The organism is Bacillus canaveralius, from assembly GCF_002860125.1.
In the GTDB taxonomy this organism is placed as follows: Bacteria; Bacillota; Bacilli; order Bacillales; family Cytobacillaceae; genus Bacillus_BJ; species Bacillus_BJ canaveralius.
In genome coordinates, this window is record NZ_PGVA01000008.1 from 14,772 (window position 1) to 40,861 (window position 26,090).

The 26,090-nt window shown below is 34.8% G+C and carries 19 protein-coding genes and 1 pseudogene; 3 read left to right on the forward strand and 17 right to left on the reverse strand.

Annotated features, from left to right (window positions below; genetic code table 11):
• The first annotated feature begins 32 nt into the window (after positions 1–32).
• The 3 genes and pseudogenes from CU635_RS04505 (at position 33) to manA (ending at position 5,022) form a co-directional block, all read left to right on the forward strand.
• Positions 33–1,976: a BglG family transcription antiterminator gene (locus CU635_RS04505; RefSeq protein WP_180956463.1), complete on the forward strand. Its 1,944-nt coding sequence runs from the start codon at positions 33–35 to the stop codon at positions 1,974–1,976.
• Between the two features lie 132 nt (positions 1,977–2,108).
• Positions 2,109–3,978 (forward strand): annotated as a pseudogene (locus CU635_RS04510) (fructose-specific PTS transporter subunit EIIC).
• Between the two features lie 99 nt (positions 3,979–4,077).
• On the forward strand, positions 4,078–5,022 hold the full coding sequence (gene manA / locus CU635_RS04520) for a mannose-6-phosphate isomerase, class I (protein ID WP_101575991.1): 945 nt from the start codon (positions 4,078–4,080) through the stop codon (positions 5,020–5,022).
• A 511-nt stretch (positions 5,023–5,533) separates the two neighbouring features.
• On the opposite strand, the gene wecB is transcribed toward manA, so the two are convergent.
• The 17 genes from wecB to CU635_RS04610 form a co-directional block, all read right to left on the reverse strand.
• Positions 5,534–6,661 carry a non-hydrolyzing UDP-N-acetylglucosamine 2-epimerase gene (wecB, locus tag CU635_RS04530; protein ID WP_101575992.1) on the reverse strand — a complete coding sequence of 376 codons (1,128 nt, stop codon included), beginning with the start codon at positions 6,659–6,661 and terminating at the stop codon, positions 5,534–5,536.
• Positions 6,662–6,663: 2 nt separating this feature from the next.
• On the reverse strand, positions 6,664–7,773 hold the full coding sequence (locus CU635_RS04535; RefSeq protein ID WP_101575993.1) for a capsular polysaccharide biosynthesis protein CapF: 1,110 nt from the start codon (positions 7,771–7,773) through the stop codon (positions 6,664–6,666).
• 13 nt (positions 7,774–7,786) lie between these two features.
• Complete coding sequence (locus CU635_RS04540) at positions 7,787–8,491, reverse strand: acyltransferase (protein WP_125928297.1); 705 nt, start codon at positions 8,489–8,491, stop codon at positions 7,787–7,789.
• Between the two features lie 91 nt (positions 8,492–8,582).
• Positions 8,583–9,623 carry a polysaccharide biosynthesis protein gene (locus CU635_RS04545; protein ID WP_101575995.1) on the reverse strand — a complete coding sequence of 347 codons (1,041 nt, stop codon included), beginning with the start codon at positions 9,621–9,623 and terminating at the stop codon, positions 8,583–8,585.
• Positions 9,616–11,022, reverse strand: a complete 1,407-nt coding sequence (locus tag CU635_RS04550) for a lipopolysaccharide biosynthesis protein (protein WP_180956462.1) — start codon at positions 11,020–11,022, stop codon at positions 9,616–9,618. The genes CU635_RS04545 and CU635_RS04550 overlap by 8 nt, the downstream gene beginning before the upstream one ends.
• Before the next feature lie 54 nt (positions 11,023–11,076).
• On the reverse strand, positions 11,077–12,261 hold the full coding sequence (locus tag CU635_RS04555; RefSeq protein ID WP_180956461.1) for a glycosyltransferase: 1,185 nt from the start codon (positions 12,259–12,261) through the stop codon (positions 11,077–11,079).
• Between the two features lie 24 nt (positions 12,262–12,285).
• Positions 12,286–13,449 carry a glycosyltransferase gene (locus CU635_RS04560; RefSeq protein WP_101575998.1) on the reverse strand — a complete coding sequence of 388 codons (1,164 nt, stop codon included), beginning with the start codon at positions 13,447–13,449 and terminating at the stop codon, positions 12,286–12,288.
• 106 nt (positions 13,450–13,555) lie between these two features.
• Complete coding sequence (locus tag CU635_RS04565; protein ID WP_101575999.1) at positions 13,556–14,857, reverse strand: hypothetical protein; 1,302 nt, start codon at positions 14,855–14,857, stop codon at positions 13,556–13,558.
• Between the two features lie 38 nt (positions 14,858–14,895).
• Complete coding sequence (locus CU635_RS04570; protein ID WP_101576000.1) at positions 14,896–16,149, reverse strand: glycosyltransferase; 1,254 nt, start codon at positions 16,147–16,149, stop codon at positions 14,896–14,898.
• 90 nt (positions 16,150–16,239) lie between these two features.
• A complete protein-coding gene (locus CU635_RS04575; RefSeq protein WP_101576001.1) occupies positions 16,240–17,412 on the reverse strand; it encodes a glycosyltransferase in 1,173 nt (390 codons plus the stop codon).
• 3 nt (positions 17,413–17,415) lie between these two features.
• On the reverse strand, positions 17,416–18,390 hold the full coding sequence (locus CU635_RS04580; protein WP_101576002.1) for an SDR family oxidoreductase: 975 nt from the start codon (positions 18,388–18,390) through the stop codon (positions 17,416–17,418).
• Between the two features lies 1 nt (position 18,391).
• Positions 18,392–19,771 (reverse strand): nucleotide sugar dehydrogenase, encoded by a 1,380-nt coding sequence (locus CU635_RS04585; protein WP_101576003.1) that lies wholly within the window; start codon positions 19,769–19,771, stop codon positions 18,392–18,394.
• A gap of 17 nt (positions 19,772–19,788) precedes the next feature.
• Entirely contained in the window at positions 19,789–20,898 is a 1,110-nt protein-coding gene (locus tag CU635_RS04590) for a glycosyltransferase family 4 protein (RefSeq protein WP_101576004.1), read from the reverse strand.
• Positions 20,899–20,912: 14 nt separating this feature from the next.
• A complete protein-coding gene (locus CU635_RS04595; RefSeq protein ID WP_101576005.1) occupies positions 20,913–21,821 on the reverse strand; it encodes an SDR family oxidoreductase in 909 nt (302 codons plus the stop codon).
• Between the two features lie 28 nt (positions 21,822–21,849).
• A complete protein-coding gene (locus CU635_RS04600) occupies positions 21,850–22,479 on the reverse strand; it encodes a sugar transferase (RefSeq protein ID WP_101576006.1) in 630 nt (209 codons plus the stop codon).
• An 817-nt stretch (positions 22,480–23,296) separates the two neighbouring features.
• The gene (gene galU, locus CU635_RS04605; protein ID WP_101576007.1) at positions 23,297–24,178 is read right to left on the reverse strand and encodes a UTP--glucose-1-phosphate uridylyltransferase GalU; all 882 of its coding nucleotides are present in this window, start codon (positions 24,176–24,178) and stop codon (positions 23,297–23,299) included.
• A gap of 18 nt (positions 24,179–24,196) precedes the next feature.
• A complete protein-coding gene (locus CU635_RS04610; RefSeq protein WP_101576008.1) occupies positions 24,197–26,017 on the reverse strand; it encodes a polysaccharide biosynthesis protein in 1,821 nt (606 codons plus the stop codon).
• Positions 26,018–26,090: the final 73 nt, after the last annotated feature.

The following is a 26,090-nucleotide window of genomic DNA, read 5'->3' on the forward strand; positions in this document are numbered from 1 at the left end:
CATGGATTCATAAAGGAATAAGAGGGATCACGATGAATAAAAGACAAGCCGAAATTTTAATCATTCTCTTGGAACATGAAAGAGAAGAATTTTCTGTACAAATGCTCGCGGATAAAGTCGAGTGTTCAGAAAAGACGATCCGCAATGATTTTAAAATAATTGACGATTGGTTGAAAAAAGAATCTAAAGTGATTTTAGTGAGAAAGCCCAATATTGGAGTCTATTTGGAAGGAAGCGAAGAAGATAAAAACGAGCTCCTTCAGAAGGTTAAGCTTGAAAAAGGCGAGGGGATTTCCGATAGTGTCCGGAAACTTACTATTGCTAAAATGCTTTTATTAAAAAATGATATTTTAACGATGCAAGAGTTGGCCAATGAATTTTTCATTAGTAAAACCGTTATACGAAGTGACCTGGAAGAAATCGATGAATGGCTCCGGAAGTACCATCTCCAGTTATTAATAAAGCCGAAGCATGGAATCAGAATTGTTGGCAATGAACGGGATCGCAGGATTGCCTTTGCACAAATCACGCAATTGTTAATGCATTCTACAGACGAAGAGAGAAAAGTCATCGAAAGTATTTTTTCACCTACTGATATTGGTATCGTCAAAAATGAACTAAAAAAGATCGAACGGCAATTGGGCTACTCATTTACCGATGAAGCGTTAGATAACTTAATTACACATATTCTCATTTCAATTAAACGAGTTAAACTTGGCAATAAAATTAACATCGGAGCAGAGGATGTATATAAAGTAAAGGACAAACCTGAATATGCAGCGGTTCAAAGATTATTAGGGGAACTGGAGAAAGTTATGGCTGTTAAACTGCCTCAAGAAGAAGTTGCCTATATGACATTAAGACTGTTAGGAACAAAAATATATTATAACTTTAAAATGGATACAGCTAAGCAAAATGAAGAACTTGCAAAATTCGACCCTGCCGTTGTTTCTTTTGCAAAGAAATTGATTCATACGGTTTCAGATGTTTCAGGGGAAGGCTTTGATTCAGATGAATATTTGCTCTTAGGTCTGGCCTCACATTTACAAACCGCTTTCTACCGTCTAAAGCATTCTTTTCCGGTCGCAAACCCAATGTTGAATGAGATTAAGAGAATGTATTTCAGCTTATTCGAGATCATTTATTATGTTTTGCCGACAATGGAAGAGGAATTAGAAATTTTTATTCCAGAGGATGAAGTTGCTTATATTGTCTTACACTTTCAGGCATCTTTAGAAAGAATGAAGAAAAGGAATGCTGAAAACCTAAAAGTTCTCCTTGTTTGTTCAATGGGGATTGGGATGTCACAGCTATTGCAAACAAAGCTCGAGCGTAAATTCCATTCCCTTGATATTGTCGGGGCAACCTCTGTTAATGAAGCGAAAAATGAGATTCAAACGAAAAATCCCGATTTTATTATCAGTACAGTTCCCTTTGAAGCGGCAGGTATTCCAACCATTAAAGTATCGCCTTTATTAATGCTTGAAGAAGAAAGAAAAATCGACGAATTTATTCATTCATATTCAAACGACAAAGATAAACTAAATTACCCTGCCATCCGACTTCGTTTGGATGAAGAGCTTATTTTTGTCAATCTCCCACCGAAAAGCCGTGCAGAAGTCATTGAACAATTGGCTGATTCCATGAAAGAGAAAGGCTTTACAGATGGCCAGTATAAAGAAAGTGTTTTGCTGCGCGAACAGCAATCGTCAACGGTAATTAATGGAGAAATGGCCATTCCCCATGGAAGCCCTGATTTTGTCCATGAAGCAAGGATTGCCGTCGCTGTATTTAACGAACCTATTCAATGGGGGAATAATCCCGTCTCAATCGTTTTTCTGTTAGCGATAAGCCATAAAGATAAAGGTTTATTAAAGGAATTATTCAAGGACATCTCCCGTTTAGCGGACGATCAACATGCGCTAACGAAGTTAAAACAACTTAAGACCATACCAGAAATTCTCGATTTCTTTTAATCCATATGAAACCCTTTTCATATAATTTTCTTTTGCCGGAAGTTACGGTAAAAGAAAAACTATATTTCGACAATTTTCGCATACAATCGAAAGTGTAACGAGATAAAGAAATATTTTTGGGGGGATTAAAAGATGAAACTATTAGCGATTACCTCTTGTCCTAATGGGATCGCCCATACGTATATGGCAGCAGAAAACATTCAGAATGCTGCTAAAAATTTGGGCGTCGAAATGAAGGTTGAGACACAAGGATCAATTGGAGTAGAAAATGAGCTTACTGCTGAAGAAATTGAAAAAGCGGATGGAATTATCATTGCTGCTGACAAAACAGTTGATAAAAGCCGCTTCGTAGGGAAAAAATTAATTGAAACGGGTGTACAGGAAGGCATTCATAATCCTGAAGCCCTTATTAAGCAATTTGAGACTGGCAATGTAGCAGTATATAAAGGTAATTTAAAGTCAGTCAGCGAAGTGAAAGAAGAACGAAAACAGAAGCAAAATCCTGTGTATCGCCACTTGATGAACGGTGTTTCCTATATGATTCCGTTTGTCGTCGTCGGCGGTTTACTCATTGCTCTGGCGTTAGCGATTGGCGGCCAGCCAACTGACACCGGCCTGCAAATTCCGGAAGACTCTATCTGGAACCAGATCTTAAATGTCGGCGCGGCAGGTTTTACGTTTATGGTTCCGATTTTAGCCGGTTTTATTGCAATGAGTATCGCTGACCGTCCTGGTCTTGCTCCTGGTATGATCGGCGGGTACATTGCAGCAAACGGCAGCTTTTATGATAGTGAAGCCGGGGCCGGTTTCCTTGGCGGTATTTTAGCCGGTTTCGCCGCAGGTTATATTGCTAAATGGATTAAAACGTGGAAAGTTCCAAAGGTGATCCAACCGATTATGCCAATCCTGGTCATTCCATTATTGGCTTCCCTGCTGGTCGCTTCGCTATTTATCTTTATTGTCGGTGCTCCAATTGCCGGTTTGATGGATGGACTAACTTCGTTCTTAAACGGAATGCAAGGTGCAAGCAGTATTGTGTTGGCATTAATTTTAGGAGCAATGATTGCTTTCGATATGGGTGGTCCTGTTAACAAAGTTGCCTTTCTATTCGGCGCCAGCATGATCGGTGCTGGAAATATTGAAATCATGGGTGCGATTGCGGCAGCGATCTGTATTCCTCCACTTGGAATGGGCCTTGCTACAATTTTAAATAAGAAGAAATATGAAAAAGCAGAACAAGAAGCTGGTAAAGCAGCTCTTGCGATGGGACTTGTCGGGATAACCGAAGGGGCGATTCCATTTGCAGCTAAAGATCCATTACGCGTTATTCCAAGTATCATGGTTGGATCAATGGTAGCCGCTGTGATTGCGATGATCGGGAATGTTGGAAACAATGTCCCGCATGGTGGACCAGTTGTCGCAGTACTTGGAGCCATTTCAAACCCGGTCATGTACTTTTTAGGAATTATCGTTGGTGTGATTGTGACAGCGTTAATGGTCAATATGCTTAAGAAAAATGTTTAACAGCTGGAAAGGATGAAAAAAATTGAAATTAACTGATCTAATGAATAAGGAACTTATAGATATTAGCTTAAGCGGAATCACACAGGATGACATTATCGATGAGTTAATTGATAAATTAGATCAAGCAAACGCCCTTCACTCTAAGAGTGACTTTAAACAAGCTATATTAACTCGTGAACAACAAGGCAGCACTGGAATCGGCTTCGAAATCGCAATTCCACACGGAAAGTCTAATGCGGTTAAAACTCCGCAGGTTACTTTTGGCATCAAACAGAACGGAGTCAACTGGAATAGTGCGGACGGCAAGGATGCGAAGCTGATCTTCATGATTGCCGTTCCTGAAGAAAGTGCCGGCAATGAGCATTTAAAAATATTGCAAATGCTAGCGAGAAAACTAATGAACGAACAGTTCAGAACTTCGCTAATTAATGCAAAATCTGTTGATGAAGCTTATGATTTGTTGGCGGAAATTCAATAGTGAAGGGGAGCTTTTGCTCTCCTTTTCTGTTTATCGTAGTATAATAATCTATGAGAAAGAAGTCTTGGGGAAAAGATTAATTAAGGAGTGAGACTTGCGTTGAGAGAGCCATTATTTTTTAAGCCAGTTTTTAAAGAAAGAATTTGGGGTGGAGAACAACTCACCTCTTTTGATTATGAAATTCCATCGAGTCAGACTGGTGAATGCTGGGCGTTCGCTGCCCATCCGCATGGACAAAGCATTGTTAAAAACGGTCCATTTAAAGGGTTAACATTAGGGGAGCTATGGGATAACCATCAAGAGCTTTTCGGAAATGTTGGCGGAGACCGCTTCCCGTTACTAACGAAGATATTGGATGCAAATGACGATCTTTCCGTTCAAGTCCACCCTAATGATGAATTTGCTCATAAGCACGAAAACGGCGAGCTCGGTAAAACAGAGTGCTGGTACATCATTGATTGTGAAGAAGGAGCCGAAATCATCTTTGGCCACCACGCGCAAACCAGACAAGAATTTGTCGAAATGATCGAGGAAAGAAAATGGGATAAGCTATTACGAAGAGTTCCCATTAAACCAGGTGAATTTTATTTTGTACCAAGCGGAACAATTCACGCAATCGGCAAAGGAACTCTCATACTGGAAACCCAGCAAAATTCGGATACAACCTACCGTGTCTATGACTATGACCGAAGAGATAACGATGGAAACTTAAGAGAACTTCATATCGAAAAATCGAATGAAGTAACCACCATTCCTTCCCATCAGCCCGACATCAAGCCGGTGAAAGCAACGGTTGATGATTTAAAAATAACTACCTTTATTGAAGGAGAATATTTTACAGTACATAAGTGGGCTTTGAACGGACATGCTTCACTTAAGCAAACGAAACCATTTCAGCTTGTTAGTGTTCTTTGCGGTGAGGGGACTTTAGAAGTGAATAACCAGCATGTTTCATTTAAGAAAGGTGACCATTTCATGCTGCCTTTTGATTTCGGGACTTTTACTTTAGTAGGAGAAGCGGAGTTTATTGCATCGCATCTATGATCCGCTCCCTAAAAACACTACCCCCACCAAACATGGAAGACTCTGTTTGATGGGGGTTTAGAAATTGGCGCAGTTTTAAAATATCGTGTTATACTTGCCCATCTTATGTATGTTTATTTTACTGACATTGATTCAACTATACTGTTTTCTCATAATAGTTCCTATACTCACCTTTAATAATTTGTTCCCACCATGAATTACTGTCAAGACACCGTTGAATGGTCTAAGCGATTCCAGTTTCAAAGGTATAAGGTATGCAGTTCGTTTCCAGCCTAACAATAACCATACGGTGTTTATTTATTGGACGACACCCATCATGTATAACTGTTGGCCAGGAAAATGGTCTGGTGTTTTTAGCGACCTAATATTTCCGAAAGTTGACGGTATTGCCTGTGTCCGGATATTGACGAGTATAGTATCCACGTAAATATCCGTGTATGACTCTATTTAAAAAATTATGGGAATGACTTTATTATCATTCCCATAGTTTTTCTTATTTTTCGGTAAAAATTTATGATTTTCCCCAAACAACCCTATTCACGTAATTTGTGTAAGACAATATAATTCTAAGTACTTTATCCGATACATTAGGCATACTATAATCTCCTACAGTTCTTAATGAATCCTTTTCTTGGGCCGCTAAAACCTCTAATCCTTGTAGTATTCTGTCTTTTTTGAGCCCAACCAGCATAACGGATGCCTCTTCCATTGCTTCTGGTCTTTCATGGGCTTGTCTTATATTTAGTGCTTTGAAACCAAGAATAGAAGATTCCTCACTAATCGTACCACTATCGCTAAGTACTGCTTGAGCTTTAACTTGAAGTTTTACATAATCATTAAACCCTAATGGTTTTAACGTTTTTACTAATTGATGAAATGTTATACTTTTAGCATCAAGCATTTTTCTAGTTCTTGGGTGTGTACTTACAATGACAGGCATATTATATTTTTCAGCTATTTCATTTAAGCTTTTAACTAAGTCCATAAAATTGGTTTCTGAATTAATATTTTCTTCCCTGTGAGCTGATACTACAAAGTACTTTCCTTCTTCAAGGTTTAATCTCTCTAATACATCTGATTTCTCAATATCATCTTTTCTTGTATTGAGCACTTCACACATAGGGCTTCCTGTTTTAATGATCCTATCTGCTGGGACTCCCTCTCTTAGGAGATATTCCCTTGCAATATCACTATATGTTAAATTAATATCAGCTGTATGATCGACAATTTTTCTATTCGTTTCTTCCGGTACTCTTTGATCAAAGCATCTATTACCTGCTTCCATATGAAAAATTGGAATATGTCTTCTTTTTGCAGCAATAGCAGTTAAGCAGCTATTCGTATCTCCCAAAACTAAAAACGCATCTGGTTTCACTTCAGCCAGAATAGGGTCGATTTTAACCAAGATATTCCCAATAGTTTCTACTGCTGTTCCAGTAGCTGCATCAAGAAAATAATCCGGTTTTTTTAAATTAAAGTCCTTAAAAAATACTTCATTTAGTTCATAATCATAATTTTGTCCCGTATGCACAAGTATATGCTCTATTGCTTTTGATTCTTCTAATTTATTAATAACAGCGGACAATCTTATTATTTCCGGTCTTGTACCTACGACAGTCATGACTTTTAATTTCTTCATTTTTATACCTCCACGAAGTAAGTGTCCGGCTTATCTAGATTAAAAGGTTCATTTGCCCACATTACTGTTACAAGATCACTTTCGCCCACATTTACTATTGAGTGTGTGTATCCAGTAGGGATATCTACAACCTGTAATTTTTCTCCACTTACTCTATATTCAATAATTACATCAGAATCTAACTTTCTAAACCGAATTAAACCTTCTCCACTCACAACTAAGAATTTTTCATTTTTAGTATGGTGCCAATGATTACCTTTTGTTATCCCTGGTTTTGATACATTTACAGAAACTTGTCCTCTTTCGGGTGTCCTGATAAATTCAGTAAACGATCCTCTGTGATCACAATTCATTTTAAGATCATAAGAAAACTTATCTTTAGGTAAAAAGCTTAAATACGTACTATAAAGCTTTTTAGTTAATGCATCTTCCATATTAGGAATGCTTAAATTGGTTCGGCTTTCTTTGAAACTTTGAATAAGATTAGCTAAATCTCCAAGCTTAATCGAATGAGTTACTGGTACAACGCAGTAGTTACCTTGAATTGTTGGTTCACCATGTAACGCTCTTAAAAACTCCTCCAAAACATCATCTATATAGCAAAGGTTAAGCTCCGCATCGGGGTTGTTTACTTGGATGTCTAAGCCTCTTGAAATGTTGTGACAAAATGTTGCCACCACCGAATTATAGTTAGGTTTGCTCCACTTACCAAATACGTTTGGAAGTCTATATACATAAACTTTTACGTCAGTTTCTTTGTAGTAACTAAAAAATAGATCTTCCCCTGCTTTTTTACTTTTCCCATAAGGATTATCCCCTTCTGCTTGAATAGAGGAGGTAATAAGGATGGGAGCTTTATTTTCATGTTTCTTTAGAAGTGCTAGCAATAGAGAAGTAAATCCATAGTTACCTTCCATAAATTCAGCTTCATTTTTTGGCCTGTTAACCCCAGCTAAATGAAATACAAAATCACATTCTTTTGTATATTTTTCAAGTACAGACTTGTTACTATCTCGCGTATATTCGAATATCTCTTTATATCCTTTATTATTTAGCTCTGCAATTAGATTTTTCCCAAGAAATCCTCTTGCACCTGTAACAAGTATTTTCATAAAAAACACCTCTTTAAATTCTTTCTCTTAACCAATTTATATTCTTTTTAATGATTTTTGCAGGGTTTCCAGCTAACACTACTCCCTCTTCATTAAAATGTTTTGTGACTATAGCACCTGTGCCTACAATAGAATTATCACAGACATAGGCTCCTTTTGTAATTATTACTTTATTACCAATCCACACGTGATTTCCTATTATTATATCCTTTGACTCATTAACCCTAATACCATTCCTTGTGATAATAGAATGGCTATCACCCGTTCTGAATACTATATCAGATGAGAACATACAATCATTTCCTATTATAATTCTCTTACCCTCAATACATGCTAAATGAGTATTTCCAAATATTGTTGTTTTATCACCTATTATTACTTCATTATTATCATCTTCAATATAAATTTCTGTATTTAGTAATGCTACTCTATTACCTACAATGACTTTATTATTATTTCCATTAATATATACTTTTACATTATTTAAAAAACACTTGTCACCTAGTCTTACAGTATTATTATCTCCAAAGATGTCAGTTGTTGTTTTCTTTAAGAAACTTGATTTAAAATATACTATATTATTTTCACCTTTTAACCTTGTTTTATTAAATCCTATAATATTATAAATTAAGGAACCTAACCTAATTAAACAGGGATATTTACCAACTAGTTTTTTACCAATTGCGAATATTTTCATAATGTTTTTTATCACTTCCAAGTAATATCATTCAAATGTACTTTTACCCTTTCACTTTATTAAAATGTAGCAATGGCAAAGTATACAAAATCAATAATTTTGATGCTAATTCTTAATTATTAATATATACGTTTTGTTTTTTCCAATTTGCAAGCGCGGTTTGTACATATTCTAATACTAATAATCTTTCCTTGATTTGTTCAATATTCAGAATTTGTGTGTTGTCCGAATTATATTCTTTTACATTAGTAAGCTTTTGGTCTCCTTCTGCGAAATACTTATCATAGTTAAGATCTCTTTGGTCAGCAGGAACTCTAAAGAAACCACCTAAGTCTTCAGCTACTACATATTCCTCTTTTGTAAGAAGGGTTTCGTACCGTTTTTCTCCGTGACGAGTACCAATCACTTTAATTCCATTATTAGCATTAAAAAGCTCCTTTACAGCTTGAGCAAGGTCACCAATAGTACTAGCCGGAGACTTTTGAACCATAATATCCCCTGCCTCAGCATTTTGGAACGCAAATATGACTAACTCAACAGCCTCTTCTAAACTCATAAGAAATCTAGTCATATTTGGGTCTGTTACTGTTAAAGGCTGCCCACTTTTAATCTGTTCAATAAACAATGGAATAACTGAACCACGAGAGGCCATTACATTACCATATCTTGTACCACAAATAAGAGTTCTATCTGGCGATACTGTTTTGGATTTTGCAACAAAAACCTTTTCCATCATAGCTTTCGAAATTCCCATCGCATTAATTGGATATGCAGCTTTATCGGTTGAAAGACATATTACTTTTTTTACGCAATATTCTATCGCCGCAGTTAGTACATTCTCTGTTCCAATTACATTTGTTTTTACAGCTTCCAGAGGAAAAAACTCACAAGATGGCACTTGCTTCAATGCTGCTGCATGGAAAATATAATCAACACCGTGCATGGCATTCTTAACACTAGACAAATCTCTTACATCACCAAGATAAAATTTAAGCTTATCGTTTTTAAATTGTTTTCTCATATCATCCTGTTTTTTTTCATCACGTGAAAAAATACGAATTTCTTTGATATCAGTACCCAAGAAACGTTCCATAACAGCATTACCAAACGAACCTGTACCGCCTGTAATCAATAATACTCTATCTTTAAACATTTTTAGATAACCCCTCTTCATATTTATTATTTGAACAAATTTTACGTACCGTATAATACACAGGGAATATTACAATTATTGCATAGCATAATGAACCTATATACGGAATTGACTCTATTCCTAAACAATAGCCAAATATAAATTTTAGTGTAGTAGAAAAAAGACTGTATATTAAAAAAACATAGATTTGTATCTTGACTTTTCCTGCTCCATTTAAGACCATAAAATATGGCGATATAAATGCAAGCAAAATTTGCATTAATAATAATCCAGCTAATAGTCTAAATGAGATATTAATATCATAACCCAACCAAATTTCAAATAATGTTGGACCAGATATTAACATTATAATTGAACTCATCATTGTTATACCCATACTTATTAACGACATTTTTCTTGTGGTTTTTGCAACCCAAAAATAATCTCCCCTTGCTAATGCTTCCCCATTAGCAGCCCATAGTGGACTACTAATGATGGTGCATGCAACATTGATTAATTGTGTAGCCCTAGACGCAATCGAGAATGTTGTCACACTCTCCAAATTAGCTATTCTAGCAACAATATAATTATCAATATTTAATCCAATAGTATTAAGAATAGATATTATAAAGAAACCTATACTTAACCTAAACATATAGACTGACTTTTGAAAGTCAAAGTGTTTTATTTTAGGTGTCAATTCAGGATGTCGTTTCAAATAATACTGAAATGTATTGAATATGGTTACTATGAGTGGAATAATGGACGAAACTAGAATCAATGTAATAACACCCATATCCAAAATAACCACAATATAAATTGAGATCACACTTAAAATATTTGCTATTATTTGCCAAACATAACTGATAAAGCCTTCTTGTAGGGCAGCTTGATTTCTTCTAATTAAACTTATTGGTATTCCAATTATTTTAGGTATAAAAATTGCTAATACAACCTGTCTAGAGAGCTCAGCAGTATTTTTTGATTGGGCATTAACCACTTCGCCCCAATTAACCATAGGAAAAGCAATAAAAAAAATTGCTAGAATCACCATAGCAATCGATAATAACATAACATATGAACTAGATACTAATACTCTAGCATTACTCAAAAAGTTCTTTTTTCCCATCAACCTGCTCAATTCAGTTTGTAAGCCATTCCCTAAACCTAAATCAGCAAAAGTGAATAATGCGAAAAAGGTAGTAACCGCCATCCATAATCCGTATATCTCACTTCCCATATAGTTTAGAGATACTCGAACAGTTATTAACGGAACAGCCATAGATAAAACTTGAGAAACTGCAGCAGCTAAAGAAGTCAATATAATCCGTTTTTCTCTTTCACTTGCTCTGCCTTGTTGGGTAGTTAAATCATTCCCCTTTTGAAAAATAGCTTTTACTTTTCTGTAGTAATTCTTCAATTTCATACCCGCTCCAGTAAAATTATCACCTAACCCAATGATATTTTTTATAATTTAAAACTGTGGTATCTTCAACATATCAATAATTTTTTTCGTTTGAACTATATTATTTTTATCCTTTAGCACAAAGTTTCTTGCTGATACCCCTTTTTGTTTAAGTTCATCATCAGGTTTGGTTAGAACTTCATAAACACTACTAATTATGTCTTCTACATCAAAGCCCTTCATGAGATATACATATTTCTTATATTCATCTGGCATCCCTGGCAACTCCGTGGTAATAACTGGCGTACCCGAAACCATATACTCCATGTTTTTTGAAGGAAATGAGTATTTTGTATATTCTTCATTAGTAGGTCTAGGATTAATTAAAATTGACGCTTCCAACTGTTTTTGTACCACAATAGTATTTTCTACATTTCCAAAGTATTTGATATTTCTGTGTTTTTTTATAACCTGTTTTAACTCTGATACATAATCACCAGTTCCATATAAATGTAACTCATACTTTTTCAACTTCGTACTAGTAAAAGCTTCTACTAAATTAGCTATGCCATATTTTTTGTGTAGAGCACCAGAATACAAACATATTTTACGTGTATCATTTTGGATAACTTCATTCTTTTTTTTCATGTTGTAGTCAACAAGTCCTTCAATAATACAATGTGGTTTCTTGTCTTTATTTAACCTATTGTTCATTTGTTCTGTTAAGAAAATATAATGAGTAGAATATTCAATTACTTTATTATAATTCTTTAGTTTAATCTTATTTTTTATTTTATTTATATCGCCTACGTCATTAAGTAAAAATTCTGGTAAATCAGTTACAATAGTTAAAATCTTATTACCTCTTCCATATTTTGATATAAGCCATGAAAATGGTTTTAAGAAATCAATAATTATGATACCTTCTGGGTAATCCCGTTTCCATCTAGTTAAAAATTTTTTGAGTGCAAAATGCATATAAATAAAGTTCAGATATTTTATTTTTAATGATGGTAAAAAAAAATATTTTATACCATTCTCATTAATAAATTCTTTCTTTACAAATAGCTTTTCTTTATCCCAACTAATATGGTTAAATGTTGATAACACAGAAATGTTGACACCATTCTGTTTAAAACCATCCACAAAAAGTTTGTTGAATTTTTGGGCTGGCTGAGAACTCAGTGTCTTACTTTCATTAATCAATCGTTTGAAATATGAACTGGGGTAACATGATATATATAAAATTTCCATAACTAAACCCACTCTCATTTTAAACTATCTATACCAGTTATTATCAAGAATATACGCTTTACTACATGGACCGTCTTTAATCCCATAATAATCCTTATTTACCAAGAGTTGTTGTGCCAATATTATTAATCTCTCTGCTGCTACTTTTGCATTCCATTGATCGTTTATTGTTTTATAAGCAGAGTTACCTAATTCTTCGATTTTGGTCGGATTATCAAATAAATATTTAACTTTTTTGTAAAGACTATTAATATCTCTATTTCGGAATATTAGACCATTTTCACCATCCTTCACCAAAAATGGTACAGAACCAATTCCGTGACTCGCGATAACCGCACACCCACTATTCATTGATTCATTTAGAACAGCTCCCCAACCTTCGTTGAAATCAGATGTGACTAAAAATATGTTGCTATTTTCCATATGTTCACGTACTTCCTTTGGGCTCATTGCACCTAACAACGTGATACAATCGTCCAAATTATACTGCTTAATTAGCTTCTTAATTAGGTATTCCTCTTCACCCGTTCCAATAATATCTAAATTAAAATTATATCCGTCTTTCTTTAATCGTACTGCTGTCTTAACAGCCATTTCAGGATGTTTCCATTTTAACATTCTACCAGCCCAGAGTATTTTAATTCGATCTTTCTTTTTTTTCTGCATCAACTCCTCAGTGTTATAACTGATGTGCTCGGTAAAGTACCCCCACTTATATACCTTATTTTTATAAGAACATATTTTGCTTAAATCTGAAGCAGTAAATGCACTGGAACACAACATATATGTCATACTCTTTTTACTTGGTAAGTAATATAATTTTAAAAAATTCCCCTTTAACATAATACTTAAAAAAGATTTAAAATTTTTAAACAATCGTTCTGAATATGCGAAGGTCAATTTATTATTTTTAAGACGTTTTTTGATTAGCTTATAGGGCGCAGACCCAATAATTACCAAATCGCTATCATCGATAAGTTTCTCAATATACTCATAGTTTTTATTATTATAGGAAATCAGAAATGGATAATCTTCTGACTTATATACTGTGTATCCCAGAGTGACTCTGTCATCGGGCATTATAGAAGTTGCAACAAAATAATAATCCACGTTTGGCATGTTATACATTTCTTCAGAAAAAGGTATCTGATGATGCGTTAAATAGTTTGATAAAAATATAACCTTCATATTTTTCTCCTTTCAAGAGCAGTATATTTTTTGCTCTATAAAACGTTAACGTGAATTAGAAGGAATCTAAATGATGTTCATAAAACACTATATTATAAAATTCCCACTACTTTTTTATCTGAATTTTTTTATTACGCATAATCCAAAGAAACAAGGTAACCATAAACATCATTGTTGTGGATCTTGCTGTAAATAATTGATTATTAGCCACCATATATAACCATTGTATATTTAGAATTGTGAATAATAAGACAGATTGCCATTTCCCCTCAAAAACAATTTCTCTCCAAGTTTTCCCATAAATATAAGCAGATACGGAAAGGATTAACACTGCGCCTATAAAGGTGTAATCAGATGCTAGCCATGGAAATGCCGTGTGCCATATAGACCATGCTGAGTAACCAGTAGCTGATTCCACCCGTTCGGGGTAGGTTAATCCATCAATTACGCTACTTTCTCCAATGATTCTTGTTACTACCACTGCTAAATTCGGAATACTAGCTAAACCGTATGTCCATACAAATGGTTGCTGTAAGGTTAAAGAAAGTCCATAAAACCCATGAGAAAAATAAAAAATTGCGAGTGATATCGCTAATCCAATGTCGAATGGAAGCCAATTGATCATCCAATGATCAAAATTAAGATGATAATGACTAGTAATATACAAGTTTCTAGAAAAGTTCATCATCGCAGCCCGTCCTAATAGTACGTTAACAAAAAAGGCAAGTATTATTATTCCTGCTATTATGAATGTAGTTTTTTTCGTAAAAGCGAATTTTTTATTTTCTCTAATAAATTTTATATACTTAACAGACAGTAATATTATAAATAAGTCCGCAATGTTTTTCTGTGTACCATTATAGAAAATATAATATAAGGATAAATTAAGATATAACCATATAATAAGGACTTTATTAATCATGTTTAATTTATTAAAATAAAGTGTCCCTAGAATTAATGCTGTATATATAAAAAATGAAAAATTCCCATATAATTGAAGAGCAAATACATTTTCAATATTAACATTACTTCTTCCTGCAGAGTACGCTTGTGCCATACTAGAAGCAATACTACTACTGTTTGGGAGTCCATATTTATTAAAACCGTATACCAACACATACAATGATATGGCCCATCCTACATAAATAGAGGTAATAATTAGTTTTGTTGGTATTGAGGGTTGTTCAGTAAATTTTTTTATTTTCTTCTGTTTCTTTTGAATTCCGACTCTATATGCAAAAGTACTACATAGAATAAATATCAAAATATACAAGATCATCCATGCATCATCACGATTACGATATTCCCATGGTCCTATTAGATATAATATTAAAGAACTAATAAAAAAAGATAAGAACATTTTCCATGGTCCAAATAGTTTACTATTGACTTTATTGACACTTTTCATTTTTTGTCTCCCAAATCACTCGGTTGATTCATTTTTACTTATCCTTTGTTTTTTACTAATTCAGTATAGATATTTAAATACTCACTGAGATTTTTTTCTTTGTTAAATAGTTTATTCACCCTCGAAATAGCATTTCTACTAAAATGTAACTTTCCGTGTGTCTTGACTAATTTAACTTTAGAGTATAAATCCTGAACGTCGAACGGTTTGGCAATATATCCGCTTGTTTCATCAATTCCAACTACTTCTGGGCAAGCTGTTGTATCATATACTATAGCTGGAGTACCACATGACAAAGCTTCAGCCGTTGTTAATCCAAAAGTTTCTTCTCTTGAAGGATTAATAAAAACATCTGCCGATTTATAAATCAATGCTAACTCACTTGCATTCTTTGTAGGGGGGATACTAATAATATTCTTGGGTAAATTTTTTACAGGCTTTTCTCCAAACAATTTATTCTCAAGCGTACTACCAACTAATACAATAATTTCATCCTCAGAAATAATCTTGGCGAGTTCAAGAAAATCAGAAATACCCTTTCTAGTTGTCCAAGCAGGTGCAACACCTAAGATCACAAATTTATTTTCTATATTATGCTTTATTTTAAATGTTTCATCTGTCTTATCTTCATTAAATACAGATCTATTAATCCAGTTGTAAATTACATTAGATGATATACCTTGTAAGAAAGATTCTTTTACTAACTCATTTAACCAATTTGATACTGTAACTATCCTCATGTTTTTTATGCTTGAGAATAATTTCCTTTTAGCTTCATATGATTCTTTTGAACGGTCAAATATTATGCTTCTAGGCCCTTTAGTTTTTAGAGGGCATGAAAAACAACCGGTTTTCCATTTTTCACAACCAATAGAATGAAAATGATTACAATGACCCGTAAATGGCCAACAATCATGAAATGTCCAAACAACTGGTATATTTTTTTTATGTAAATACTTAAATAGTATTTCAATATTTATATAATATCCATGAATGTTGTGTAAATGAACAATATCCGGATTTATTTCATCAATTATTTCCACAGCTCTTTTTGTTTCATTTTTAGAATAGAAACCATTTCTACCCAATAAATGATATTTGTATTTATGAGCTAAAAACCCAGTTTTAGAATTTATTTTAATAACATTCTCATTTAACTGCTCCTCACCAATGGACCTCCCGTACATTACATATCCTTCAATACCACTTTCTTTCTGTTTTTTTAGCAATTGTTCTACCAGTCGTCCGGTACTGCCATGTTCATAATAAGTATTTATTTGTAATACTTTCATTAACTTAGTTTGACTCCTTCTGTCATTAATGACAATGATATGTAATTACTAAGTTTGCAAAAAAACATTCACTTATTTGCCAATTAACAGTTATACATTTTTACTGATATTTATAGTTTCTATGAAATATCTAAAGTCATTTATATATAAGTGATAGTCAAAAATGTCTCCAGTTATGTTCCCTTTTATTTCATATATCTCATTTTTGCTTTTACTTAAGATCCTTTGCAGTGTTTTTCTAACATCTCCTTCAATCCAAAATCCATTTTCACCTTCAACTAAATATTCTTCTAAATCACTATTTCTTGTCGTAATTATCGGGGTTCCACAACTCACGCTCTCAACAAATTTTGTAGGAAACCCCGCTTTGGTCAATCTATTATTTTCCCTGATAAACACACTAAAATCTGCAATACCAACATATTTCAAACTACCTATATGAGATAATCGCCCTAAGAAAACTACTTTATTGTGAAGATCTCTAATTAATTCATTATGTTCTTTATAATAACCCAAATATTGCTCTTTTGTTATTCCAATTACGTAAAACACATAATTGGAGAACTCTTTCAATTGATATAAGCTCTCAATTAAAACATTAATTCTATCTTTATTTACTCCAGGACTACCTGCATAAACAAAACGTATAACATCATCGTCATTTTTAGTAACTGATAACTTCCACTTATCTTCTGATAAATCAACCAGTGGGGGTACTCTAATTAGGCTCGAATTATTTTTATAATATTGTTTTAAAAATTGACTTATGACAATAAGCCCGTCTAACTGTTTTTGTATTACTCTCATTCGTAAAAATGAATCAATTCCTTTAATCACTGAAAAGGCAATGTTAGTCCCTTTTACACTATACCACTCAGAACAGTCTGCAATTATCTTAATATTGTTTTTATTGCAATATCTCTTTATCTTCATTAATGCTACCGCTTGATAGTTATAACAAATTATTGCTTTCACATCAGAATATAGTTCAACTATTCTTAAAAATGATTGTATATCAGATAAGTATTTCACCCACTGATAATTTGATTGAGGATAAGGAACAAACCAACTATCAAAACCTTGTATATCCCTTTTTGTGTTAACAATATTACTATGGAATGTTAATTCTCTATCAATACTTATATAAACAACGTTATAATCAAGCTCTCTTAAAATTTTACCAATATTTAGTACTCTATGTGCAGCAGCATTTTTATCAGGAAGCTCAAATCCCCCTATATATATAATTGTGCCCTTTGCCATAAGTCAAAGATTCTCCTTATACCAATTAATCGCTAGCTCCATCCCTTTAGAAAAGGCATAGTCTGGATTATACCCGAGGAGTTCTTTCGCTTTACTGATGTCAGCATTACTATGTTTTATATCGCCTTTCCGCTCAGGTCCAAAAAACGGAATAATATTCTTTTCTAATGATTTACACAACTCATCGTAAATATCAATCAAATACTCTCTACCACCATATGCGATATTATACGCTTGTCCAGCAGCTTCATGAGAAGCTTTACAAGCTTTCAAATTTGCTTCAATTACATTTTCAATGTAAGTAAAGTCACGGCTCTGTTTACCATCACCATTAATAGTTGGCTGTTCATTATTTAATAATTGTTTAATAAATTTTGGAATAACCGCTGCATATGCTCCATTTGGATTTTGTCTTCTACCAAAGACATTGAAATAGCGAAGGCCATACGTATCAAGACTATATAATTTTGTATAAAGTTTCCCATATTCCTCATTTACCTTTTTGGTAAGAGAGTAAGGTGACAAAACGTTCCCCTCTCTCCCTTCTATTTTTGGAAGATTCGGCTCGTCACCATAAACCGATGAACTTGAAGCATATACAAACTTCTTTACTCCATTTTGCCTGGCTGCTTCCATCATATTTAAAGTGCCTTTTATATTAATCTCCTCATATATCAAAGGCATCTCCATACTTCTAGGAACGCTCCCCCATGCCGCTTGATTCAAAACATAATCAATACCTTCACAAGCGTTAATACATATGTCAAGATCACGAATATCTCCCTCAATAAACTCAAAATTGGGATTGTCTATAAACTCTTCCACATTTTCTTTTTTACCAGTTGAAAAGTTGTCAAGTCCTCTAACTTTGTAGCCCAATTTAAGTATTGCTTCTACTAAATTAGAACCAATAAAACCAGCTGATCCAGTAACTAAAAACTTACTTCCCTCTGGAAACTTTATATTTTCATATCCCATATTATAGCCTCCAATATAAAAAGCCTGCACTCTCAGCTTCATTTCGATTAAACATTCCTTTGATGTCCATTAATACACAATCATGCATATCAACATTCATCTGGAACTCCGATGTTGCAGCTACTTCTTTCATAACGTCTAACTTATATCCTGTTGTTCCAAACATCCTTTTAAGATCTTTCAAATGAATAGTTTTAAACTCATTGTGTGGGACTGCAATGATTACTGCATCTATTTCTTTTATTTCTTCTATTTCACAAAGATTAATTTCATATTCACGCCATAAATCCTCTTTATCCGCTACAGGATCAATAACCTTAACATCTATCCCATATTCTTCTAACTCTTTAATCACATCTACTACTTTTGTATTGCGAACATCGGGACAGTTCTCTTTGAATGTAACACCAAATATAGCTACTTTTGAACCATTTATTTGTTTGTTTGCCTTTATCATTTTCTTTACCGTACATTCAGCTACATACTTACCCATATCGTCATTTATTTTTCTTCCTGAAAGAATAATTTGAGAGTAATAACCCATTTGCTCTGCTTTGTATGTTAAATAGTATGGGTCAACCCCTATACAGTGACCACCTACAAGTCCAGGATAGAATTTAAGAAAGTTCCATTTTGTTCCTGCCGCTTCAAGTACTGCCTTTGTATCAATTCCCATTTTATTAAATATTATGGACAGCTCATTCATAAAGGCAATATTAATATCACGCTGAGAATTTTCAATAACCTTTGCAGCTTCAGCCACTTTAATACTTTCAGCTTTATAAACTCCAACCTCTACTACTAACTCGTACACCTTTGCTACGATATCTAGTGTCTCTTTGTCCATACCCGAAACTACTTTTATAATGGTTTCTAATCTATGTTCTTGGTCTCCAGGATTAATTCTTTCTGGAGAATATCCTACTTTAAAATCTTCACCACATTTTAATCCTGATTCCTTTTCAAGGATTGGAATACATATATCTTCTGTTACGCCTGGGTAAACAGTAGATTCATATACAACTATTGAGTCTTTTGTTAAATTTCTACCAAGAGTTCTGCTTGCAGATTCTACAGGCTTTAAATCTGGTGTACGATCTTCTTTTACTGGCGTAGGTACGGCTACAATATGAAACTTTGCTTCTCTAAGCTTAGTTTCATCTGATGTAAATTCAACAGTTGTATCTTTAATTACTTGGTTTCCAACTTCTTTTGTTGGGTCAATACCCTTTTTATAAAGCTCAACTTTTTCTTTATTTACATCAAAGCCAATTACTTTTGCTTTTTTTGCAAAAGCGACAGCAATTGGCATGCCAACGTAGCCAAGTCCTATTAATGATATTTTCTCTTCTCTAGTAACAAGCCTTTCGTATAAGTTCATATCGATACCACCCGCATCTAATTTAGTGCCATTATTTTTAAAATGGTTTTATTAACACGCTTCACATCATACTTTTCCTTTGCTACCTCTACACCTTCAGCACCCATGATTCGACTTGCATCTTGGTTAAGAACTAAATACTCCATTTTATTTATCAGGTCTTGTACATCTTTTACTTTTACCAGGAATCCGTTTTTCCCATCAGTGACTGTCTCTCTACAACCAGGTGCATCGCTAGTTATGATAGCCCGTCCCATTGCCATCGCTTCTAGCACTGTTTTAGGTGTACCTTCATGGTAAGATGGTAATACAAATGTGCTACATTGAGCTATGAAATCTCTAACATCACTTTGCTCTCCATAATACTCAATAATTCCACTTTCTATATATGGATGCAATTCTTCTGACTTTAAGGCAGAGGGATTAGTATCATAAGGTCCTACTAACAAACACCGAGCTTCTGGATGTCTCCTTTTAACTTCTCTACAGGCATCTAAATATTCCATTATCCCTTTATCTTTTATAAGCCTCCCGATAAAAAGAAAAGCTGGTGCTTCTGGAAGTGGTGTTGGTTTGAATTTCTCAAGATCAACTCCAGAACCATTAATAATAACGGTCTTTTCATCTTCTATTAAACCGTTTTGAATAAACTCATTTTTATCATCGTGATTTTGAAAGAGCACTTTCTTGCTGCATTTACAAGCAACCCAGTATTCCATTTTCATAATTGTCTTTACTATATTATTTTTTAATCCTTTACCTCTGAATATTGAGCCAAGTCCAGCAATTAAAGAATAAACTTCAGAAATACCGTTAATCTTTGCAGCTATACTCCCATAAACAACAGTTTTAGCTTGATATGCAAATATTTTGTCAGGCCTTTCCTTTTTCATAAAATTATAAAGAGACTTTAAAGTTTTCAGATCTTTTAATGGATTTATACCATTTCGTTCCACATGTAGCTGCCTATAATCGATATTATGTGCTTCGAACTTTCTTTTCCAGTGCGCTTCAGGCTCAGAACCTAAAGCAATGACCGTATGGCCCTTTTTAACAAAGTCTTTCATCATATCCATACGGAACCAAAACAATGATGACGTATGGCTTGACAGTACAGCTATCTTCATATCATTGCCCCTACTTATTTAGACGTATTTCTATTACTCTTTATGTACTCTTTCACTTCTAATTGAATACCTTTTTCAAACGTCATTGGATTATAACCAAAATCACTTGTCGCCTTATCGTGGGAATAATGTCTGTTTTCTCCCATCCTCTGAACTTTCTCTATATAATCGATCTTCCCTATAGTGAGAGCTTTAAGGATCTTAGCGATAAATACACCTAAACCTAATGGTACACTGATAAAGATTGTTTTTTTGTTAAGTTCTGTACTTATTATCGTGAAGGCATCTATCATTTTAATTGGCTTTTCGCCTGAAAGGTTATAATACTTACCCGCAGTTTCATCTCTGGACATCAATACATTAAAAAATGCCTTCCCTAGATCTCTTGCATTTACTGGTTGAATTAAACTGTTCCCTCCGTTAATAATAGGCATAAATCTAAGTTTATCTACCATTTTAATAAACTTACTCATATTCCTGTCACAGAGATCTCCGTATATCATAGTTGGCCTAAGTATGGTTATATTTGTGGGACACTTTGGATTATCAGTTAATTCAATGATTTTTTTTTCAATATTTTTATAGCCATCAGAAGCCTTCTTATATTGCGAGAAAATTGAGGTAGTATGCACAAGGATTGCTCTTTTTACCTCATTTTTTATAGCAGCCTGCACTATTAAAGGGGAATGATGAATATTATAGATGTGCATAACAGTCTCAACACCAACCATTACCCCATTGATAAAGCTTGGATCGTTTAAATCTCCAATAACTTTTTCTATATTTAAGCCGCAGTCATCTAAAATAGAAGTATCAGTAGTTTCTCTAACAATACAACGAATAGGGCCATCATATTTATTATTAATTAGCTCACGTAATAAATATCTCCCAGTATGCCCCGTAATCCCTGTTACTAATAGCATTTCAACACCCCAATTAGACTATTTACTTTCATAAGGATTCCCCACCTTTGAATTTGGCATTTTCTCTCTTAGCTCCCTTTCCACCTTCAACAACCCCATCACTCTTCACTACACTCACGATGGTCCCCAAAAAACACTTAAAATCCATCCAAAAACTAATCTTCTCAACATACTCTCCGTCCAACTTTGCCTTAATCTCAATAGGTAACTCGTCTCTACCATTCATCTGTGCCCATCCAGTCAGTCCAGGTGGAACTTCATTGGCACCATATTTATCCCGTTCAGTAATCAAATCATACTGATTCCATAATGCCGGCCGAGGGCCAATAATACTCATATGTCCAACAAAGATATTCCAAATTTGAGGGAGCTCATCAAGCGAAGTCTTTCTCAAGAACTTACCCATTTTTGTAATATACTGTTGTGGGTTCTCTAATAAATGAGTTGGAGTATCCTTAGGCGTATCAATTCGCATTGTTCTAAACTTCAAGATATTAAAATGACTTTTATGAATTCCAACCCTTTTTTGTTTGAACAGAACCGGACCTTTTGAATCAAGTTTAATAGCAACAATAACAATTAAGAAAATAGGCGATAATACAATAAGTCCTATTAAAGAAAGAATGATATCTATCAATCTTTTTATCTTCAGATACATACCTGTAACACTCCTTATAATGTTATTTAGTAAATTAGTACTTAATTGGTATCTTTAAATCTCCCCTTCCAACCAACTAGTAACCCACTAAATTCTTTATGAATTTACTCAATTAATCTCAATCACTAAGCTTTTTCTCTTCACTGCTCACCCATAACCGTGTTATTTCCTATTATATATACCATTCAATCAATCCATAGTTTCCTCTAAAACGGCTCAAACCCTTAGCCGTCAAGGCTTCTAGCACCCTATCTATATCCAATAGTCACTTCCCTCCGACCATTCAAACACGACGGTTAAAATCACATTATATCCAATGTAAAATTAATCGAATGAATGTAAAAACCTATAACCTATACACACAACATATTGCATATTAAAAAGACCAAACCCTTTTTCAAGCACTATCTATCTTGTATTCTCTTTTCCCTATTAACATTCAACCAGAATGGTTGACGTACTATTTGCATTAGCATTAGAGGTTTACTAACCAACTAATTGCAATATCATCATCCTTTATGCTAATGATTTTTCCACACAAAAAATCGATTTCAAGTCTTGGGCTGGAATATTACTATAAGACCGGAACTCCTTCATCTTCATATGGATCAGTATAGCCATCTTTAATATTATCGTCTCTAGAACGCAAACTGCAGTGAACCTCCCCATCACTTTAGTGATTTTGAGTTAGTCAGGGATAAAAATTGTCTAACAAAGAAACAACTAACTATTATTCAATTTTGCACAAAAAAACAGCCCCCACCCATATGGATAACCATTTTAATAATCATACATATGAATAGGAGCCAATAATTTTTTATTTAGCCTTCACTTTTTCCATAACTTCATCAAGATAGCTGAGCAATTCAGACCTCAATTCATCATTTTCCAACGCAAACTCAATTGTAGTCTTCACAAACCCAATCTTCTCCCCAACATCATACCGCTTTCCTTCGAAATCATAAGCAAATACTCGTTGTATCTGGTTCAATTTTTGAATGGCATCGGTCAATTGCACTTCTCCACCTGCCCCGGTTTCCTGTCGGTCTAAAAACATAAAGATCTCTGGCGTAAGGATATATCTTCCCATTATCGCCAGATTGGATGGAGCAGTTCCAGGTTTAGGTTTTTCAACAAAGTTCTTAACTTGATATGTGCGGCCATCTTGCGAAGCTGGATCAATGATGCCGTATCTATGTGTTTCTTCATCAAGCACCATCTGAACCCCAATTACAGAAGAACGAGTTCCATCATATATATTCATCAGTTGCTTCAAACATGGTGTTTCACTTTGAACGATATCGTCCCCTAGGAGAACAGCAAATGGTTCATCTCCGATAAAATGGCGTGCGCACCAGACTGCATGCCCCAACCCTTTAGGTTCTTTTTGACGGATATAATGAATATCTGCGAGGTTAGTAGCATATCGGACTTTATCTAATAATTCCAATTTCCCTTTTTCCATTAAGTTTTGTTCCAATTCTGGTGCAAGATCAAAATGATCTTCAATCGCTCTCTTACCTTTTCCGGTTACGATGATGATTTCTTCAATTCCTGATGCAATTGCCTCTTCGACTATAAACTGGATCGTTGGCTTGTCCACAATCGGCAGCATTTCTTTTGGCATTGCTTTAGTGGCAGGCAGAAAACGTGTACCTAAACCGGCGGCCGGGATAATTGCTTTTCGAACCTTTTTCAATTAGATATCCCCCTATCACTACTTAGCTACTAGATGAATATTGTTCTCTCTTCGATTCGCTAAATTTAATAAGAAATCTTTTATTTCCAAAGATGTAAAGTTTTCAAAAGATTTTAATAGAAAGTCCACTTCTGCTTCCTGTTCCAATACTGCCTTGCCGATAAATATTTTCGGGAAAACCGGTTCAGGAAAGACCTCGTTCTCATTTAGTAGTTCCTCAAACATCTTCTCTCCGGGCCGTATTCCTGAGAATTGAATCCCTATATCTTCGAATTTATAGCCAGACAGTTTAATTAAGTTTTTAGCCAAATCAACGATTTTCACAGGTTCCCCCATATCAAGAACAAAAATTTCCCCGCCCTTTGCCAGTGATCCTGCCTGGATAACCAGGCGTGAAGCTTCCGGAATCGTCATAAAGTATCGGGTCATTTCCGGATGGGTGACGGTTACCGGGCCTCCAGCCCTGATTTGTTTTGTAAACAATGGAATTACGCTGCCCCGACTTCCGAGTACATTGCCAAAACGGACGGCGACAAATTTTGTTTTACTTTCTTTATCTAACTGTTGGATGACCATTTCAGCAATTCTTTTTGTTGATCCCATTACGTTAGTTGGGTTAACGGCTTTATCGGAGGATATCAACACGAATGTTTCTACGCCAAACATATCCGCTGCTTCCGCAACATTTTTCGTACCAAATACATTGTTTTTGACGGCTTCTCTTGGATTGTATTCCATCAGCGGAACATGCTTATGGGCCGCTGCATGGTAAACGACATTTGGCTGGTGCTCTTCCATGACTTCAAACATTCTTTCCCGGTCCTGGACATCACCGATGATCGGGACTATTTCGATATTTACCGCATAATGCTGACGGAGTTCCATATCAATTTCATAAATGCTGTTTTCACCATGTCCGAGCAAAATGATTTTTTGCGGAGCGAAATTACAAATCTGCCGGCAAATCTCTGAACCGATGGAACCGCCTGCTCCTGTTACCAGCACTGTTTTTCCGCTGACGTATTCTGAAATGCTGTTAATATCCAATTCAACCTGCTCACGCCCTAATAAGTCTTCCACCTTGACGTCTCTGAACTGGTTTACTGACACTTTTCCAAGCATAATATCTTCAATCATTGGCATTGTCTGCGTTTTAGCGTTCGTTTTTAAACATTCTTCAGAAATCCGTTTTAACTCAGGTTTGCTTAATGAAGGAATAGCGATAACGATATTATCAATTTTCAATGCTTCAACAGTATGTGCAATGGTGGTTGAGTTGCCAACTACCGGGATCCCGAGGATCTGCAGCCGATATTTCTTTGGGTCATCATCAATAAATGCGACAGGCTGCAATTCAATATCACGATTATGGACAAGTTGTCGAGCGACTAAGGAACCTGCTGCACCCGCTCCAATTATTAATGTTCTCTTTTTTTGTTGCAAAGTTGTTATGTACCGGTCCCGAACTATTCTCCACGAAAAGCGCGAGCCTCCAATTAACAGGACATGGAGCATCAAGGCAATCGCCAGCGCCCGGACATAAACGTCCTGGAAAATCAGCAACTGGATAATCCCTGTCGAGAAGATTGAGAGGAATACCGCTTTAACAATCGAAATCAATTCTCCAACGCTCGCGTATTCCCATGCTTTGTTATAAAGCTTGTACATCGAAGCATAGAAATGGTGGAATGTCAGTAACGTCAACGATGTTATTAATAAGGTGGGCAACTTAAAAATCCCTAAATATGGATGGAGGATTAGATAACTGATATAAATAGCTGAGAAAACGATCAAAGAATCAAGCAGTGCTAAAATGGCTAACCTCTTCCGGTACGTCAACGAACAATCCCCTTTCATTTTATATTTTCCCGGTCTTGTTTAAGGGCGTATAAAAAAATAAATATCTAATGAT